Source organism: Flavobacterium soyae, assembly GCF_021245985.1.
Classification (GTDB): Bacteria; Bacteroidota; Bacteroidia; order Flavobacteriales; family Flavobacteriaceae; genus Flavobacterium; species Flavobacterium soyae.
Window position 1 is genome coordinate 435,444 of record NZ_JAJQXA010000003.1, and the last position, 14,605, is coordinate 450,048.

Below are 14,605 nucleotides of genomic sequence, written 5' to 3' on the forward strand. Positions count from 1 at the left end.
CAGGCTGTTGTAGAGAACTTGAAACTAAAGAAACCTGAAACCTGAAACTTTTTATGCCAGTCCTTTTGGAAATCTATCTAAAACTAAATTTAGCTGTAATTTATGCTCCAAATATGCTTTTGCTCCAGCTAAAACTAACGTGAAACCTTCGGTAGAATTGCGGACTTGGTCGATAATTTTATCTGAATCTCCTTTTAAACCTGAGTTTGTAATGCTTACAAAAGTTTCATTTTCGTTTAACGGGGTAAAAATCCATTCTACTAAAGTTGTTTCATCAGGATTTCCCCATTCAATAACAATCTTTTTATTTTCCTGTATAACTAATGTTTTAACCGAAAGCGAAAAACCATACATTTCCCAAGTCCATTCGGTTTTTTGATTTTCTTCTAATCTTCCTGAACCTTTTGTAAACCAAAATTTACTCGTAATTTCCGGATCAATAAAAGCCTGAAAAACTTCTGAAACAGTTTTTCTAATCAGCATTTCGGCTTTTGCAAATTTGTTGTTTTCTGGTTTCATTTTTCAACGTTAGATATTATAAGTTAAATTTGAGAAGTTAGTTTAACTTCCTTCTTTTTCTTGAAACCTCTAATTTATGAAATTGTTGTAGGAAAAATGATAAAAATGAATTAAAATGTAAATCCGGCTAATAAATTCAGCGAGTTTGTTTTTATAGTACCGCCATTCATAACCTCGCCTTTAGCAATATTTGCTAATCCTAAATTCTCTCTTAATTCGATATAAAAATTATGATTTTCGTTAAACTTAAATTCTTTTCCAATTCCGGCAGAAATACCATAATCTAATGATTTTCTATTTTTGGTATCTTCTACATCGCCATTATATATTGAAGGAAAATTACTTTCTGATTTTATTCCGGATTTAAGTAAATAACCTAAATAAGGTCCGCCATTTATGTAAAAACTTTTATCATTTGAGAAATTATACTTTATCATAATCGGAAGTACGATATAGTTTAAGTATGTTGTGGTTTTAGATTTATAAAAGGTTTGCTCAATTGGTAATGGTGATTCTGAATTATCTATTAAATTAATTGTGCTTTTCGAAATCTGAGCTTTTCTCTCATAATTCAAATCAACTTTTATGGATAAGTTTTTCTGAATTTCATGTTGAAAAGAAAAGCCAAATAAATAAGCAAAGCCGGGATTGTCGTCTACAAAACCGTCATAGCCTCTAAGACTGGAATAGTTTAAACCTCCTTGTATTCCGAATTTAACTTTTGAATCTTGAGCAGATGTTTTAAATGTGATAAGAACGATTATAAAAAATAAAAATGTAATTTTCTTCATGTTTGTTTTGGTTGAATATTTTTGACGGCGAATATATATAATTATGATTTATATATTTTTCTTATCAATCCATTTTCCAACCGTTGGCGGAATATAATTTTCCATTTGGCTTAATAAGCTCTCAATATCATCGCTTACCAAAAGCATTTTTTGATTAGCTTCTTTCAATAAACCTTTTTTACTCATGGTTTGAAGCAATTCTAAAAGCGAATCATAGAATCCGTTGATGTTTAAAATTGCGATTGGCTTTTTATGTAATCCTAACTGCGCCCAGGTCAGCATTTCGAAAAGTTCTTCCAGCGTCCCAAAACCACCCGGAAGTGCGATTACACCGTCGCATAAATCATTCATTTTGGTTTTGCGCTCATGCATGCTTTCTACCAAAATCAATTCGGTTAAACCCAGATGTGCGATTTCTTTTGATCTTAAAAAATTGGGTAGAACACCAATTACAGTTCCGTTTTCACTCAAAGCACCATCCGCAACAGCACCCATTAAACCAACATTTGCTCCGCCATAAACTAGAGCGATATTTTGTTTGGCTAAAATTTTTCCCAATAATTCGGCTTGTTCTTTATAGATTTCTTCGGTGCCAAAACTTGATCCGCAGAAAACGGTTATTCTTTTCATGTTGCTAGTTGAATTAAAAATGAAAAATTATGAATTAAAAATACTTGTAAAACTGTCACTGAAAACTGCGACTGCAAACTATTACTTTTTCAGTTCATATTCAAAGTGCGGCAGACTTACACCATTATTCGTAAAAACCATAGTATTTACTTTTTCTGCACCAAGTTTTAAAACAGCTTTTTGCGAACGGAAATTCTCTGCTCCAATATGAAAAAGTATTGAATCAACATACTGAAAGGCGTAATCGATCAATAACTTTTTGCAGGATTTATTATACGGGCCGCTCCAGTATTTTCTGGATAGAAAAGTATATCCAATGGCAACACTCGATTTTTCGGGATTATAATCGTAATAACGCGTGGTTCCCATAATTTCATTGGTATGTTTATCCAGAATTAAAAACGAACCTTTTGAATCTATTGCAGTTTCAAAAAAAGTTTTAAAAACATCTTTTTTATAGCGGTCTTTCATTGGGTGCTGTTCCCAAATTAAAGGATCTGAAGCAGCTTTATAAAGTTCTTCAAAATGATTTTCCTCAAGAGGAATCAATTTTACAATTTGGTCTTCTAAAAAATCGGGCTGTAAGTTGAAATTTGATAATGTCATTTTATAGCGTTTTTTATGGTTAGTTCTTTTTTTACCACAGATTAAAAGGATTAAAAAGGATTTTTTTTGTCATTTCGACTGAAAGGAGAAATCGCACTCGTAAATCGACAAAGATTGGCGGTTCTCGTTGCGGAATTACTTGTGCGATTTCTCCTTTCAGTCGAAATGACAAAAAGCTGCGTAAACCCGTTTCAATCAGTAAAATCCGTGTGCCATTAAGCCATCAAATCTGTCTAATCTGTACACACGAAACGTTTTCCATTTTAATTTCTTTTCCGGTTTTCTTCAATAATCCTGTTTTAGGATTTCTTCTAAAAACAATAATATTTCCGGTATTTACATTAGTGGCAACTAAAAATTTTCCGGTTTCGTCAATGGCAAAAACTCTCGGATGTTTACCTAAAGTAGATTGATAACCTACGTTTTTCAATAATCCATTTTCGTTAATTGAAAAGATAGCAATGTTATTTTCTTTCCCTCGATTTGCGGCATACAGAAACTTTCCGTCTGGCGAAATATGAATATCAGAACTTTCAAAACCTTCTTTTATTTTATCCATATGCGTCGCAATGCGCTGGATTTTATTTAAAACTCCATTTTCATAATTATAAACACTTATCTGCCCCGCCATTTCTTCAATACAATAACCAAATTTTTGATTGGGATGAAAAGTAAAATGTCTAGGTCCGGCCTCTAAATCAGTTTTTGTAAATGGAGATTGAGCTTCGGTTAAAGGCTGTTTTTTATTTTCATCAAAGGCATAACAGCGAATTTTATCGGCGCCTAAATCGGGTAAAAATAGATAATCGAATTGAGGCGAAAAAACTGCCGAATGAACATGAGATCTTGTTTGCCTTTCCTTGTGTATACTTCCGTCTGTATATTGAAAATTTTGTGCAATTGAATCGATTTTTCCGTTTTCTAAAAGAGGATAAACTGAAACACTTCCTTCTGTATAATTAGCATTTGCAATCCATTTTCCGCTTTTATGAACCGTAACATAAACTGGATTTTCGCCGCCGCTTCTCTGGCTGTTTAAAAAAGTCAGACTTTTATTTTCGGGATTAAATTCAAAACTGCTTACGCTTCCGGCATTTGGTGTTTTGGTATCGGTGCAGGCATAAACATATTTTCCGTTTGGCGAAACAGTCAAATACGAAGGATTTATAATGTTTTTTACCGAGGCTATTTTGATCAGTTTTCCGTTTAAAGTATCTAATTGATATATCTGAATCGCTTCTGCAGTTTTATTTCGATTGTATGATCCTAAAAACACATAGGTATTTTGAGAAAACATGCTGCATGTTATCAGGAATACAGTTGTTAGGAAGGTTATTTTTTGCTTCAAGGCTTTGTTTTTAAGATGTTAAATTTGTGAAATGAGTGGCAGTCTAAAACCAAATACCGCTAGTTCGCCCTGCATGAAATCTAAATCTTCAGATCTTTTAAAACCTAGTTTCTCATACATTTTCCATGCTGTTTTCATGACAAGTGTTGAATGGATAATAAGCTGTTTCTGATTGTTTTCAGCCGCTTTTTTGATACATGCTAATGTCAGCAGTTTACCAATTCCTTTTCCGCGTGCAATATTGTCAACACCCAATAATCGAAATCCTGCTGAGTTTTTTTCCTGAGTAGCAGTTCCGCCAGAACCATAATACTGCATATCATTAAAAAATACAACCGCTCCAAGAATAGTATTGTTGTCGTCAACAGCCGCTAAAAGTTCTGTTTCCTGATGATTGGTAAAATCACCAATATTAGCCAGCATTTTATAATAAACGGGTTGTTCGTTTTCTTTTGGAAAACCCTCTAATTGCGAGTAAACACGAATTAAAAGTTTTCCGATTTCTTCAAATTCTGAAGGAAAAGCGTTTCGAATTATATATTTTGAAGTATTCATTTTTTTTAGTTTTCAGTCACAGTCACAGTTTTTTGCGAATCTTGTCATTTCGAGGAACGAGAAATCACACAAGTAATTCGACAAAGATTGACGATTTAGCATACGGAATTTCTAGTGCGATTTCTCGTTCCTCGAAATGACAAACTAAAGCAATTTATAATTAACCATTTACAATTAACAATTATCTCACTCCTTTCCACCATTGTTTAAATTCCTGATTTTCATTTTTCAGTTCCACTAATTCTCCAATCATTGGTGTAATTAAAGGAATTGGATTTGCTGAATCTGCATTCAGTTTTGTTACTTTAATCAATGGCTCATCCCAAGAGTGCAGTGATAAAGAAAACTTTGAAGAATGTACCGGAAATAGTCTTTTTGCTTTTAAATCTTTTACAGCTTGTATAACATCTTCGGGCATGTTATGAATGTATTTCCAGTTTTTATTGTACTGCCCGTTATCGATTAAAGCAATATCAAAAGGGCCAAATTTTTCGCCAATTTCTGCAAAATGCTGATCGTAACCGCTGTCTCCGCCCAAATACATTTTAAAATCTTTGCTTTCTAAAACAAAAGATGTCCAAAGCGTATTGCAGCGTTTAAAACTTCTGCCGGAAAAATGTCTTGACGGCGTTGTATAAAGCGTTAGATTTTCGTCTAATTCTATTTTTTCGTGCCAGTCTTTTTCGATAATATTTTCTGTTGGAAACCCCCAAAACTCAAAATGCGAACCAACGCCAAGTGCTGTGATTACTTTTTTGGTTTTTGGCTTTAATTTGAGAATCGTTTCATAATCTAAATGGTCGTAATGATCGTGTGTAAGCAGTAAATAATCGATTTCAGGAAGATCATCAACCGTATAAATATCTGTTCCTTTAAACGATTTTGTAGTACCCGAAATTGGAGAGGCGTTACCGCTAAAAACAGGATCGATTAAAAATCGTTTTCCTTCCAGCTGAATATAATAAGACGAATGCCCAAACCAAACTAAAACATCCTGATCGGGAGGAAGTTCATGCAAATTGGATTTGATTGACGGAATTAAATCGGCTGGAATTTTTCTATCGACTTTTTTGAAAATGAATTCAAATAAAACACCAATTAAGCTGGCACCTTCAGCAAGGTCTGGCGTGAAACTTTGGTTTTCGAATTTTCCGTTTTTATACTGAGGCGACTTTTCAATTAGAGCTAATCTTTCGCCGGATGGTTTTTTTCCAAATTTGGGATGTTGTAAAAAATTATAAGTGATAAGTACTATTACTAATAATAGAATTAAGAATGTGATCATTTTTATTTTGAGGGATATAAATTTTGGACTTCTTTAATCGAAAGTAAAATTATCTTTTTTAAGATTTTGATGTTGATATCAGCTAATTTCTTGATGTAAATACATGCTTTTGATACTTTGTATTTTCCCAGGTTTAAAAAAAGCTCTTCTCTTTTTTCTTCGGATAAATAAAAATACACTGTTGTTGCGGTTTTTCTGGGAGAAAAAGCAGCCAAAGGTGCGTCGCCTTCGTGTCCTGTGGCATATTTGTAATGATAAGATCCAAAACCAATAATACTTGGCCCCCACATTTTAGGTTCAAAACCTGTAATTTGCTTCATTATTTTTATCAATTCAAAAGCATCATTTCTTTTTGCTTCGCTGTCTACAGCATTTATAAAATCAATAACACTGCTTTCAGTTGCTGTTGTTTTATTCTTTGCCATTGCCTTTTATTTTTTGATGTACTAAATCGCTTTTCAGCAGAATATTTTTGATTTTAAATTCAGAAATATAAAACAAATCGCGGCTTTCGTTCATTTGGTTTTCTAAAATTATTAAGCTGACACCGCTTTCCGGGAAATATAAATTTACGGATGAAAACCCGTCGCCTAAACCAGTATGTCCTATATATTTTACGGCTTCTTTCTCAATAATTTTAATACCATAACCATAACCTTCATCTGCTTTTCCGAAGAAATTATGCTGTGCCAATATATTATATTTCAGCATTAATTGATACGTTTCTGGCTTTAAGATTTTTCCTTTATGAAGATTATTATTCCAAACCGATAAATCATTTACGGTAGAAACAACTCCGTCTGCGCCTAAACTTTGCGGTGTAATCTGCGTAGTTTTTACAGCTTCAAACTTTCCATTTGAGTTAAAATATCCCGTAGTTAAATTTTGAGTTTTATCTTTAGCATAACAAAAAGTATTGTTCATTTTTAATTTCTTAAAAAGAGCATTTGCTACTTCTGCATAACTTTTTTTGGTAGTAAATTCAACAATTTTTCCAGTAAGACTAAAACTTAAATTTCCGTAGCTAAATTGAGTTCCGGGTTTAAAAGCCAAAGGTTTTTGCAAATCGACAATTCCATGTGTATGATTTAAAAGCTGATGAACCGTAACAGAATCTGCCCAGGATTGCGTTAATTCAGGAAAATATTTTTTAATTGGTGATTGTAAATCGACTTTGCCTTTTTCAACTTCCAATAAAAGTAAAACCGCAGCGACTTGCTTGCTGTTTGACATAATTTCAAATTGAGAGTTTATTGTTAAAGGTTTTTTAGTTTCAAAATTGGCAAAACCCTTTGCTTTTGAATACAATGTTTTTCCATTTTTAGAAATCAAAACAGCACCATTAAAAATAGGAGAAGTTGTATGTTCAACCAAACTGTCAATCTTAGCGGTATAATCATCTTTTTTTTGTGCAGATGAATTGCAGTATGACAAAAGAAAAGTCAAAAGTAATAAAGCGGGAATTTTGTATTTAATGTTCATTTTTTTAGTTTCAGTTTTTAGTTTTCAGTCTCAGCTATTAATTTATAATTAACAATTAATCAAAACATTCCATTTTCATTAATCATTTCACTCGGAATTGGCTGCCCTAAATCCCAGAGTTCGACAATTTTACCTGACTCGAATTTGAAAATGTGAACGACGACAAATCCCAAATCAGCTGAATTTTGTTTTAAATGCGAATGTACAGCGACCAGATCGTGGTCAGCAATGATATGATGAATTTTAAAAATTTTATTTGGATTTTTTCTTGCTGATTCTTCCATTGCCAGCATTAAAGTTTGGGCATCACCTTTAAAATGAACATTATGATGCCTGAAATTTTCGCCTGCATAAAGCTTAAAAGCTTCATGCGGATATCCGCTTGCAGCAAGTTTTAAGAAGTTTTCTACGATTTCTTTCTTAGTCATAATTTAAAGGATTAAACAGCAAACTAAGTTATGAAAATTACGTTCTTAAAAAGCAAATAAAAATTATTATCTTAATTGATTTCTATGACAGGATGAAATTAACAATAGCTTCAGCATGTATTTTTGTGGTATCAAACACAGGAACTGAAAAATTAGATTGGTCTATAAGCATTGGGATTTCAGTACAGCCCAAAATAATGCCTTCGGCACCACGTGCAATTAATTCGTCTGCAATTTTAATATATTTTTGTTTTGAATCCTGATTTATAATTCCTCTGCCTAATTCTTCTTTCAAAACGTACTGTATATAATCCCGGGTTTCTTGATTTTCAGGGACAAGGACATTTATTCCAAAACTTTTTAATTTGTCTTTATAAAAATCCATTTCCATTGTAAATGAAGTTCCCAGAAGCCCAATTGCAGTAAGTTTTTTTTGCGTAATCGCTTTTGCTGTTTCGGTTCCAATATGTATTAGGGGCAGTCCGGTTTCTTTCTCTAATTGATCTGCATAAAGATGTGCAGTGTTGGCACATAATACTATGGCTTCAACATCGCTTTTTTTCAAACTTAGACAAGCATTTAGTAAGATATCAAATGAATTTTGCCATGTTTTTTCCTGGATATCACCAAAGTTTACAGAGTAAATGAGACATTCTGCAAACTGCAGTCCGCCTAATTTTTTATTAACACCTTCATTAATTAGTTTATAGTAATCAATAGTCGATACCCAGCTGATACCGCCTACGAGACCAATTTTTTTCATTAGATTTTTATTGATGGTTTATTTTTTTTGCAGACTAATCTCAAAGCCAGATATGCCATTGGGATATAAGCAAAAACTAAATCTATAAATGTAAACCACATTGGCGATGGGAGTGAGCAGACCATTACAATTCCGCCAAACAGGAAAAAGGCACCAATAACAAGAGCTAATTTCTTTTTATGGTTAACTGCAATTAAAGCGGTTGTGACTGCGCCCAAAAAAGTCCCGGCTGCATGCGCCAGAAATGGAAACAGGTAATGTTTTGCTTCGTATAAATGCATCGTTTTTTGAATCCCTTCCATTGTTTTATTGTCGACTCCTTCCGGAAGCGGAATAATTGATTCACTTACTGTGATAATACTCATATTAACAATACTTCCAATAACAATTCCGGCAATAACAGCCAGTATATTCCTTAAAACGGGATTCATAATTTTAATTTTTTAATCTTACGAATATAGGAAAATTAAGATTATTTAGTCTGATTTTTTAATTAAAAGATTGTCTGAATTCTAAAGTCGAAACCCTTGTTTTTGTTTTAAATAATTTACTAAAAGACTACTGATGTTCAAAACTTAATTCGAATGCAGTTTAAGGTTCTAAGCGATTAAGATTCTAAGGTTCTGAGTTTTTTTGCCACAGATTTTATAAGATTAACTCAATTTTTTTAATCTTTTTAATCCTCTAATCTGTGGCATATTTAAAAATAAACAGCGAAACTCCGTTTAATCCGTAAAATCCGAGGGCTAAATATATCTCTTAGTTTTGAGATAGTTTCTTTTCGTTTTCAGTTTGAGGTTTTCCGCTTGCATTTGGGCTGCCTTTCCCGGTTTCAATTAAATTTTTCAAACTTTTTTGAATGTATGTTGTCCAGGCGTCACGGCATATTTCAAAACATTCGTATTCTTGATTTAAACCAAAATGTGTAAAACGAAGTTCTGTTTTTCCGTCTTTTTCTGTAATTTCAAAAGTTGGTTTTGTTCCTGTCCATTCCGTTTTGTCTTCTGTGAATTTAAAGTAGTTTTCTTCAACCAGCCAGACAATTTTCTGATTCGGAATTACTTCTGTCAATTTAATTTTACAGCGGTGAACATCTTCATAATGGTAATTAAATCCATCATTTTGTTTCGCTGTACTTCCTTCAATTTCTTCAGACCACCAGCCGCGCACATTGGTAACGGCATTAAAAACTTCCTTTGGTGACTGATTGACAATTATTGCTGTGGTAAAATCTGACATACTCATTTTTATGATTTTTAAGATATATATCAAATTTATTCTTTAAAAATCAATAAGTTAGGTTTTTATAAGACAATTGTAAGGGGGATTTCGGACAGATCTTGATTTTAGATTTTAGATTGTTGATTTTAGATTTAAACTTTGCGGTAATACTTACGCTGCTTTTTTCAATTATCGCATTATTTTATTTGCTAATTATCTCATTATATCCATTCTGTTTATTTTATCATTTTTTATTTCAAAAATGACTACTTGCTCTTTTTTAGTATCATCTCCATTTCGTCCTGATACAAATTCATGAACTATTGCTTTGTTATCAAAAAAAATGGTTTTTATTACTTCGGCATATATAGCAGGAGATTGTTTAAAAAGGTTGATAAACATTTCTTCGCATTCTTTTTTACCATTAATTGCTAATGTAAGGTCTTGAAAATTATAAATTTTTATTTCATCACTATACAACGGCATCATTTCTTGTATTGATTTATTATTAAAAGCTAACATTTGAATGTCTATAATTTCTTGTATTGTCATTATTTGGGATTGTTTTTATAATATGGGTATCTTATTTTTATTGCTGGGTTTTGGTCAAATAATTTTTAATCTTCGCTATAGCTTCATTAATCTGTAAAAAATGATTTTCCATTACATTTTCCAGCTCTAAAGTCCCGCCCAGAATCAGCATTTCTTTATTTTTAAAGCGCTGCCCCAAACGATCTTCGAGCATTATGGTTTCCATACTTTGTGCCATTCCAATTTCGGTTAAAAAAGCATTTGGGTGCCCGGCGGTGCAAATGACAAGTCCAAACGGAATTGCCTTCATTTTCGGAAAATCATCGGTTTGTCCGTAAGCATATCCAACCGAATAAACGCGGTCAAACCAGCCTTTTAGTTTTGCGGGACAATCGCTCCACCAAACGGGATATAGGAAAATAATACAATCGGCTTTTGCAATTTTTTCCTGTTCAGCTAAAACGTCTTTAGAAATTGGAAGACTGAGTTTTGCAAATCCTTCTCTTTCATATTCTTCTTCAGACATATCACTTTGAAAATCTGAAGCGTATAAATCTGAAACTTCAAGGTTCCAGTTTTGTTTTACTACAGCAGATTTTAATTGTTCTAAAACCTGAAATGTATAGGACTTTTTGCTTGGATGAGAGTATACGATTAAGATATTCATTTTTGAAGGTTTTAGAAAATTATTAAATAAAAAAAGAGAACCTAAAGTTCTCTTAAATACGAAATTACGAAATAGTTGTTAATTGTTAATTATGAGCTGCGAGTTAACAATTCACAATTACTATTTTATTCGGTCATATTCAGATGTTGAACAATCCAGACATTCTTCTGCCAGAAATAATTTTTTACCTTTAATTTCATAAGATCGGTCTATATAAGTTTCTTGCGTAATAGAACTGCCTTTATCAATTACTATCATTTTTTTATTGCCGCCAAAAATTGATTCTTTGGTGCGGATAAAATACTTTTGATCTTTAATCAGAGTTCCGTTTGCATAGGTTTTAATTGTAGTATTTGAGATTTCAATTACGATTTTTTGGCTTGATGCTTCCGGATAACCAGGACCGCCAAATCCTCCAGATGTTTTAATCCAGCTCCATTTGCCTTCTAAGCGATTATTAGCTGAAGAATTGTCATCATTATTGCAGGAAATCAATAAAGCGAAAATAAGAAATAGTAAATATTTTTTCATCGGTTTAAATTTTAGGTTAATTTATTTTATAGATGAAAAAAAAGTTAAATAGTTGCGTTAAAGTCTTTTAAAAGAATGGTTTGAGTTATTTTAATCGAATTAAAACGCCTTTGCGTTTCACGATATTTTTATAATCCCATTGAATGTTTCTGGCTTTGCCGAGCCATCTTTTTAGATCGTCGATATTGATTTGATCTGCACTTGTATAACGCACTTCGGCGGCTTTAAAGCTCCCTTCGTTTTGAAGTTCTGTTTCATCAAAAGACTGCCCGCTCCAAAAAAGCAGCCTGACAGAATCTTTTAATTTACTGTAATCGGCAACGGGATTTCCGTCTAAAAACCAAACCGGATGCCGGTGCCAGATTTTGCTTTCGGCTTCCTGCAGGAAATCATTAATCGCAGTACTTAAAATATTACATATTTTTTTGTCTTCAACGCTTTGTGAATCATTGTATGCCTGAATTTCCTGGTTCATGGTTTTTAAGTTTGGTTAATTTATGTTTTCTGTAAGCTCAAATAAAATATATGTTCCGTTTTCAGAACGTCCTTTTTCTTTTTCAATAAATCCTTTTCTGTTATAAAATTCAACGGCTTTGATATTGTTTTCTAAGCATTTTAAAGTAAGCGGAAATTTAGTTTTTTGAATTGCGGCTTTCAATAATTCGGTTCCAATTTTTTGACCTTGATATTCCTTATCGACATACAAATGGTGAATAAAATTATTTGGCATCCAAATAGAAATAAAACCAACAGGAATATCATTAATGAGTGCAGTTAAAATATATTCTCCTCGCGTATGTTTTTCAAAGTCATCTAATTTAAATTCTGATGTATCAAGCCACGAAAATGTTCTTTGCCTTTCTTTTAAAAACAGGATTTTTAAAGCTTCAAAATCACTTTTTCTAATTTCTACTATTTTCATCAAATTCTAAGTTGTTGTATTTTGTTTTAAAAATAATACTAAAATATTGAATATTTGATGTTTATGTTTGTAAATCAATTATTGAAGTGTTTATTGAAAGCAGTAGTAATATTGATAACAAAATCTTTTGTATACTGTCCGGTTTCGTCTAAATCCGGGTCGAGAATCGTAATTTCAAGTCCGCTTAGTTTTTGACTTTCAAATAAATAGGAGGTAAGTTCATTAAATTCTTCATAGGTTAAACCGTCAGGCGTTCTGCTGTCTACGCAGGGCATTATATCATCGTTAAGAACGTCGACATCGATATGAAGCCAGAAACCATCTAAGTTTTTGTTTTCAACTTCTGAAAGAAATGTTTTTATGCAACTAGCAATGCCTTGTTTTCGCAGTTGCTGAAGGCTTATGTATGTTGCCGAAGATTTTCTGATTTCGTTTTCGTATTCATCATCGTATTCGCGATTGCCTACACACCAAAGGTTTTCTTCTTTTATATAAGGAGATAAATTGAGGATATTGGTTAATTTTTGATGCCCGTTTCCGGTAACAATTGAAGCTGCCATGCCGCCAGCGCCGCCGGTTTCAGATAAAGAAATATCCATAAAATCGGTATGGCCGTCGAGGTAAAATAATCCGTAATTGCCTTTTTGCTTTAAAGCCATTGCCGATCCTAAAAGAATGCTGCAGTCGCCGCCCAATACAAACGGAAATTTATTGGCACTCAATAAATTGTTTATTAAATAGGCTTGCTCTCTGGCGTAGGTAACTAATGAATCTGTGTTGAGAATATTGGTTTCAGGATCTTTAGAATTTGAATATTTTGGCGGATCGACCCTTATGATATTTTTTGGATTAATTGTTCTATGCAGATTATGTTTCCATAACCAATCCGGCAAACGATTTACGCCTGGTTCTTTTCCTGTCTGCGGTTCTTTTAAGCCTAAATTAGAAGTGAATTCAACAATGCATATTTCTTTCATAGCGCTATTATTTACGGATAAAGTTATTAAAATTAATGCTGCTGTAAGTTATTTTTAACATGCCTAAACCAAAAAATCCGACCTGTTTTCACCAATCGGATTTTTGATATTTTATGATTTTCTCGTTAAGTCAGTAATTAATAACGGATTGTTTTCTTTTAATTTATTAACCAATTCTTCGACCGTTCTGGGATTTTCTTTTATAGCTTCGTATTCAGCAGAAGTAATTCCAACAATCTGCAGAAATGAAACTTCTCCATGCGGTGTTTGTTTCTTTTCGATTTCAGGGTCGTTTACAAAAAGCAATGCTGTAATTTCAGTATCAGTATCCAGCCTGATTGGGCCGTTTGCCGGCATGTAATGAAATTCTTCAAACCAGTTGCCGCTGTCAAAAACATATTTGGCTATATTTTGCAAAAGTGTCACTGCCCAGCTTGGGTTTCCGTTATCAGCTTCGAATGGTTTTAATCTAAAAGTAAGTTCAAATCCCCATTTGCTGAATTCGCCGTCAACTTTTTCTTCGTTATAATATAATTCAGAAAAACCGTAAGTTACAAAGTGAAAATGATCTGTTTGTTTTTTGCTGTCATAAATACTTACGCCGTCCAGCGGATATTCTCCGCCAAGCATATAACTTATAGCTGGTGCAAAATGTTTGGGTTCCTGATTTGGATAAAGACGTTCAAATTCGTTATCAATTTCAAGCCAGCCTACGGCATCATCTTCTGAAAATTGTTTTTTATATTCTTCTAATGTCATAACTTTTCTTTTTATGATTAAAACGAATACAATATAAGATTTTAGGTGTAAAGAATAAATTAATATGTTTTTAATTTATTCATAAACTGATCAACGGCAAGTTCTAAACCTTTACCATAATCTCCTTTTTTAAATTCGGGCACGGCATAAGTTGTTATAATATTCTGCGTGTCGTTATCGCTTAATTTATAGCGGATAAGGTCAATGCTTTGAACCTGAATTTGTCTTATTTCTCTGCTTACTACAATTAAAATAGTGGGATCTAGTTTTGGATCTTTTGACAAATATCGGTCTAATTCTAAAGCATAATCAGGGAAAGAAGTATAAGGCTGTATTGATGGGGTTGTTACAATCGTAATTTTGTAAAGAAACTGTTTTTCGAATGCTTTTAAGGTATTACTTAATGTTGTAATTTGATCAGGACTTAAGATTTTTTCGAAGTCATTTACATAATCGTAAGATCTTGAAAAAACGCTTTGAGGGTCTGGAACAGTATTTTCTTTTTTTGTTTGAGAAAATAATATACTTGCTGGAAACAAGATTATTATAATTATGAAGGATATTTTTTTCATCGCATGCGAAGATTAGAT

21 protein-coding genes are annotated in these 14,605 nt (G+C 32.7%); all 21 read right to left on the bottom strand.

All coding sequences use genetic code 11. The features are described 5' to 3' along the window. Positions 1-51 precede the first annotated feature (51 nt). The 21 genes from LUU93_RS06255 to LUU93_RS06360 all read right to left on the bottom strand — a co-directional run bounded on the left by LUU93_RS06255 (position 52) and on the right by LUU93_RS06360 (position 14,587). Complete coding sequence (locus LUU93_RS06255) at positions 52-519, bottom strand: SRPBCC family protein (protein ID WP_232679416.1); 468 nt, start codon at positions 517-519, stop codon at positions 52-54. 110 nt (positions 520-629) lie between these two features. Next, complete coding sequence (locus tag LUU93_RS06260) at positions 630-1,310, bottom strand: porin family protein (RefSeq protein ID WP_232679418.1); 681 nt, start codon at positions 1,308-1,310, stop codon at positions 630-632. A gap of 48 nt (positions 1,311-1,358) precedes the next feature. Beyond that, complete coding sequence (locus LUU93_RS06265; protein WP_232679420.1) at positions 1,359-1,940, bottom strand: LOG family protein; 582 nt, start codon at positions 1,938-1,940, stop codon at positions 1,359-1,361. Positions 1,941-2,021: 81 nt separating this feature from the next. Next, positions 2,022-2,546, bottom strand: coding sequence for a GNAT family N-acetyltransferase (locus LUU93_RS06270; RefSeq protein WP_232679422.1), 525 nt, complete (start codon positions 2,544-2,546; stop codon positions 2,022-2,024). 223 nt (positions 2,547-2,769) lie between these two features. Continuing rightward, positions 2,770-3,894, bottom strand: a complete 1,125-nt coding sequence (locus LUU93_RS06275) for a lactonase family protein (RefSeq protein ID WP_232679424.1) — start codon at positions 3,892-3,894, stop codon at positions 2,770-2,772. 18 nt (positions 3,895-3,912) lie between these two features. After that, the gene (locus tag LUU93_RS06280) at positions 3,913-4,449 is read right to left on the bottom strand and encodes a GNAT family N-acetyltransferase (protein WP_232679426.1); all 537 of its coding nucleotides are present in this window, start codon (positions 4,447-4,449) and stop codon (positions 3,913-3,915) included. A gap of 181 nt (positions 4,450-4,630) precedes the next feature. Beyond that, positions 4,631-5,734, bottom strand: a complete 1,104-nt coding sequence (locus LUU93_RS06285; protein ID WP_232679428.1) for an MBL fold metallo-hydrolase — start codon at positions 5,732-5,734, stop codon at positions 4,631-4,633. 2 nt (positions 5,735-5,736) lie between these two features. Further along, complete coding sequence (locus LUU93_RS06290) at positions 5,737-6,159, bottom strand: DUF1801 domain-containing protein (protein WP_232679430.1); 423 nt, start codon at positions 6,157-6,159, stop codon at positions 5,737-5,739. Next, positions 6,146-7,216: a serine hydrolase domain-containing protein gene (locus LUU93_RS06295; RefSeq protein ID WP_232679432.1), complete on the bottom strand. Its 1,071-nt coding sequence runs from the start codon at positions 7,214-7,216 to the stop codon at positions 6,146-6,148. The genes LUU93_RS06290 and LUU93_RS06295 overlap by 14 nt, the downstream gene beginning before the upstream one ends. 59 nt (positions 7,217-7,275) lie before the next feature. Beyond that, positions 7,276-7,644, bottom strand: coding sequence for a nuclear transport factor 2 family protein (locus tag LUU93_RS06300; protein ID WP_232679434.1), 369 nt, complete (start codon positions 7,642-7,644; stop codon positions 7,276-7,278). Between the two features lie 82 nt (positions 7,645-7,726). After that, positions 7,727-8,407, bottom strand: coding sequence for an aspartate/glutamate racemase family protein (locus LUU93_RS06305; RefSeq protein WP_232679435.1), 681 nt, complete (start codon positions 8,405-8,407; stop codon positions 7,727-7,729). Then, the gene (locus LUU93_RS06310; RefSeq protein ID WP_232679437.1) at positions 8,407-8,838 is read right to left on the bottom strand and encodes a hypothetical protein; all 432 of its coding nucleotides are present in this window, start codon (positions 8,836-8,838) and stop codon (positions 8,407-8,409) included. Before LUU93_RS06310 ends, LUU93_RS06305 begins: the two co-directional genes overlap by 1 nt. A gap of 328 nt (positions 8,839-9,166) precedes the next feature. Continuing rightward, entirely contained in the window at positions 9,167-9,652 is a 486-nt protein-coding gene (locus LUU93_RS06320; RefSeq protein WP_232679439.1) for an SRPBCC family protein, read from the bottom strand. A gap of 189 nt (positions 9,653-9,841) precedes the next feature. Then, on the bottom strand, positions 9,842-10,180 hold the full coding sequence (locus LUU93_RS06325; protein WP_232679440.1) for a nuclear transport factor 2 family protein: 339 nt from the start codon (positions 10,178-10,180) through the stop codon (positions 9,842-9,844). 37 nt (positions 10,181-10,217) lie between these two features. Beyond that, complete coding sequence (locus LUU93_RS06330; protein ID WP_232679443.1) at positions 10,218-10,826, bottom strand: NAD(P)H-dependent oxidoreductase; 609 nt, start codon at positions 10,824-10,826, stop codon at positions 10,218-10,220. Positions 10,827-10,946: 120 nt separating this feature from the next. Further along, positions 10,947-11,357 (bottom strand): hypothetical protein, encoded by a 411-nt coding sequence (locus tag LUU93_RS06335; protein ID WP_232679445.1) that lies wholly within the window; start codon positions 11,355-11,357, stop codon positions 10,947-10,949. An 85-nt stretch (positions 11,358-11,442) separates the two neighbouring features. Next, a complete protein-coding gene (locus tag LUU93_RS06340; RefSeq protein ID WP_232679447.1) occupies positions 11,443-11,832 on the bottom strand; it encodes a DUF1801 domain-containing protein in 390 nt (129 codons plus the stop codon). A 15-nt stretch (positions 11,833-11,847) separates the two neighbouring features. Continuing rightward, complete coding sequence (locus LUU93_RS06345; RefSeq protein WP_232679449.1) at positions 11,848-12,279, bottom strand: GNAT family N-acetyltransferase; 432 nt, start codon at positions 12,277-12,279, stop codon at positions 11,848-11,850. A gap of 74 nt (positions 12,280-12,353) precedes the next feature. Next, positions 12,354-13,256 carry an arginase family protein gene (locus LUU93_RS06350; RefSeq protein ID WP_232679451.1) on the bottom strand — a complete coding sequence of 301 codons (903 nt, stop codon included), beginning with the start codon at positions 13,254-13,256 and terminating at the stop codon, positions 12,354-12,356. A gap of 111 nt (positions 13,257-13,367) precedes the next feature. Next, the gene (locus LUU93_RS06355) at positions 13,368-14,015 is read right to left on the bottom strand and encodes a suppressor of fused domain protein (RefSeq protein WP_232679453.1); all 648 of its coding nucleotides are present in this window, start codon (positions 14,013-14,015) and stop codon (positions 13,368-13,370) included. 59 nt (positions 14,016-14,074) lie between these two features. Further along, positions 14,075-14,587 (bottom strand): TPM domain-containing protein, encoded by a 513-nt coding sequence (locus LUU93_RS06360; protein ID WP_232679455.1) that lies wholly within the window; start codon positions 14,585-14,587, stop codon positions 14,075-14,077. Positions 14,588-14,605 lie beyond the last annotated feature (18 nt).

Excerpts from the sequence above, each read along its gene's own strand:
- LUU93_RS06345 (WP_232679449.1), bottom strand. The coding sequence starts at position 12,279 with ATGAAAATAGTAGAAATTAGAAAAAGTGATTTTGAAGCTTTAAAAATC.
- LUU93_RS06260 (WP_232679418.1), bottom strand. The coding sequence starts at position 1,310 with ATGAAGAAAATTACATTTTTATTTTTTATAATCGTTCTTATCACATTT.
- LUU93_RS06265 (WP_232679420.1), bottom strand. The coding sequence starts at position 1,940 with ATGAAAAGAATAACCGTTTTCTGCGGATCAAGTTTTGGCACCGAAGAA.
- LUU93_RS06360 (WP_232679455.1), bottom strand. The coding sequence starts at position 14,587 with ATGAAAAAAATATCCTTCATAATTATAATAATCTTGTTTCCAGCAAGT.
- LUU93_RS06320 (WP_232679439.1), bottom strand. The coding sequence starts at position 9,652 with ATGAGTATGTCAGATTTTACCACAGCAATAATTGTCAATCAGTCACCA.
- LUU93_RS06270 (WP_232679422.1), bottom strand. The coding sequence starts at position 2,546 with ATGACATTATCAAATTTCAACTTACAGCCCGATTTTTTAGAAGACCAA.
- LUU93_RS06355 (WP_232679453.1), bottom strand. The coding sequence starts at position 14,015 with ATGACATTAGAAGAATATAAAAAACAATTTTCAGAAGATGATGCCGTA.
- LUU93_RS06290 (WP_232679430.1), bottom strand. The coding sequence starts at position 6,159 with ATGGCAAAGAATAAAACAACAGCAACTGAAAGCAGTGTTATTGATTTT.
- LUU93_RS06340 (WP_232679447.1), bottom strand. The coding sequence starts at position 11,832 with ATGAACCAGGAAATTCAGGCATACAATGATTCACAAAGCGTTGAAGAC.
- LUU93_RS06310 (WP_232679437.1), bottom strand. The coding sequence starts at position 8,838 with ATGAATCCCGTTTTAAGGAATATACTGGCTGTTATTGCCGGAATTGTT.
- LUU93_RS06335 (WP_232679445.1), bottom strand. The coding sequence starts at position 11,357 with ATGAAAAAATATTTACTATTTCTTATTTTCGCTTTATTGATTTCCTGC.
- LUU93_RS06295 (WP_232679432.1), bottom strand. The coding sequence starts at position 7,216 with ATGAACATTAAATACAAAATTCCCGCTTTATTACTTTTGACTTTTCTT.
- LUU93_RS06255 (WP_232679416.1), bottom strand. The coding sequence starts at position 519 with ATGAAACCAGAAAACAACAAATTTGCAAAAGCCGAAATGCTGATTAGA.
- LUU93_RS06325 (WP_232679440.1), bottom strand. The coding sequence starts at position 10,180 with ATGACAATACAAGAAATTATAGACATTCAAATGTTAGCTTTTAATAAT.
- LUU93_RS06300 (WP_232679434.1), bottom strand. The coding sequence starts at position 7,644 with ATGACTAAGAAAGAAATCGTAGAAAACTTCTTAAAACTTGCTGCAAGC.
- LUU93_RS06280 (WP_232679426.1), bottom strand. The coding sequence starts at position 4,449 with ATGAATACTTCAAAATATATAATTCGAAACGCTTTTCCTTCAGAATTT.
- LUU93_RS06305 (WP_232679435.1), bottom strand. The coding sequence starts at position 8,407 with ATGAAAAAAATTGGTCTCGTAGGCGGTATCAGCTGGGTATCGACTATT.
- LUU93_RS06330 (WP_232679443.1), bottom strand. The coding sequence starts at position 10,826 with ATGAATATCTTAATCGTATACTCTCATCCAAGCAAAAAGTCCTATACA.
- LUU93_RS06285 (WP_232679428.1), bottom strand. The coding sequence starts at position 5,734 with ATGATCACATTCTTAATTCTATTATTAGTAATAGTACTTATCACTTAT.
- LUU93_RS06350 (WP_232679451.1), bottom strand. The coding sequence starts at position 13,256 with ATGAAAGAAATATGCATTGTTGAATTCACTTCTAATTTAGGCTTAAAA.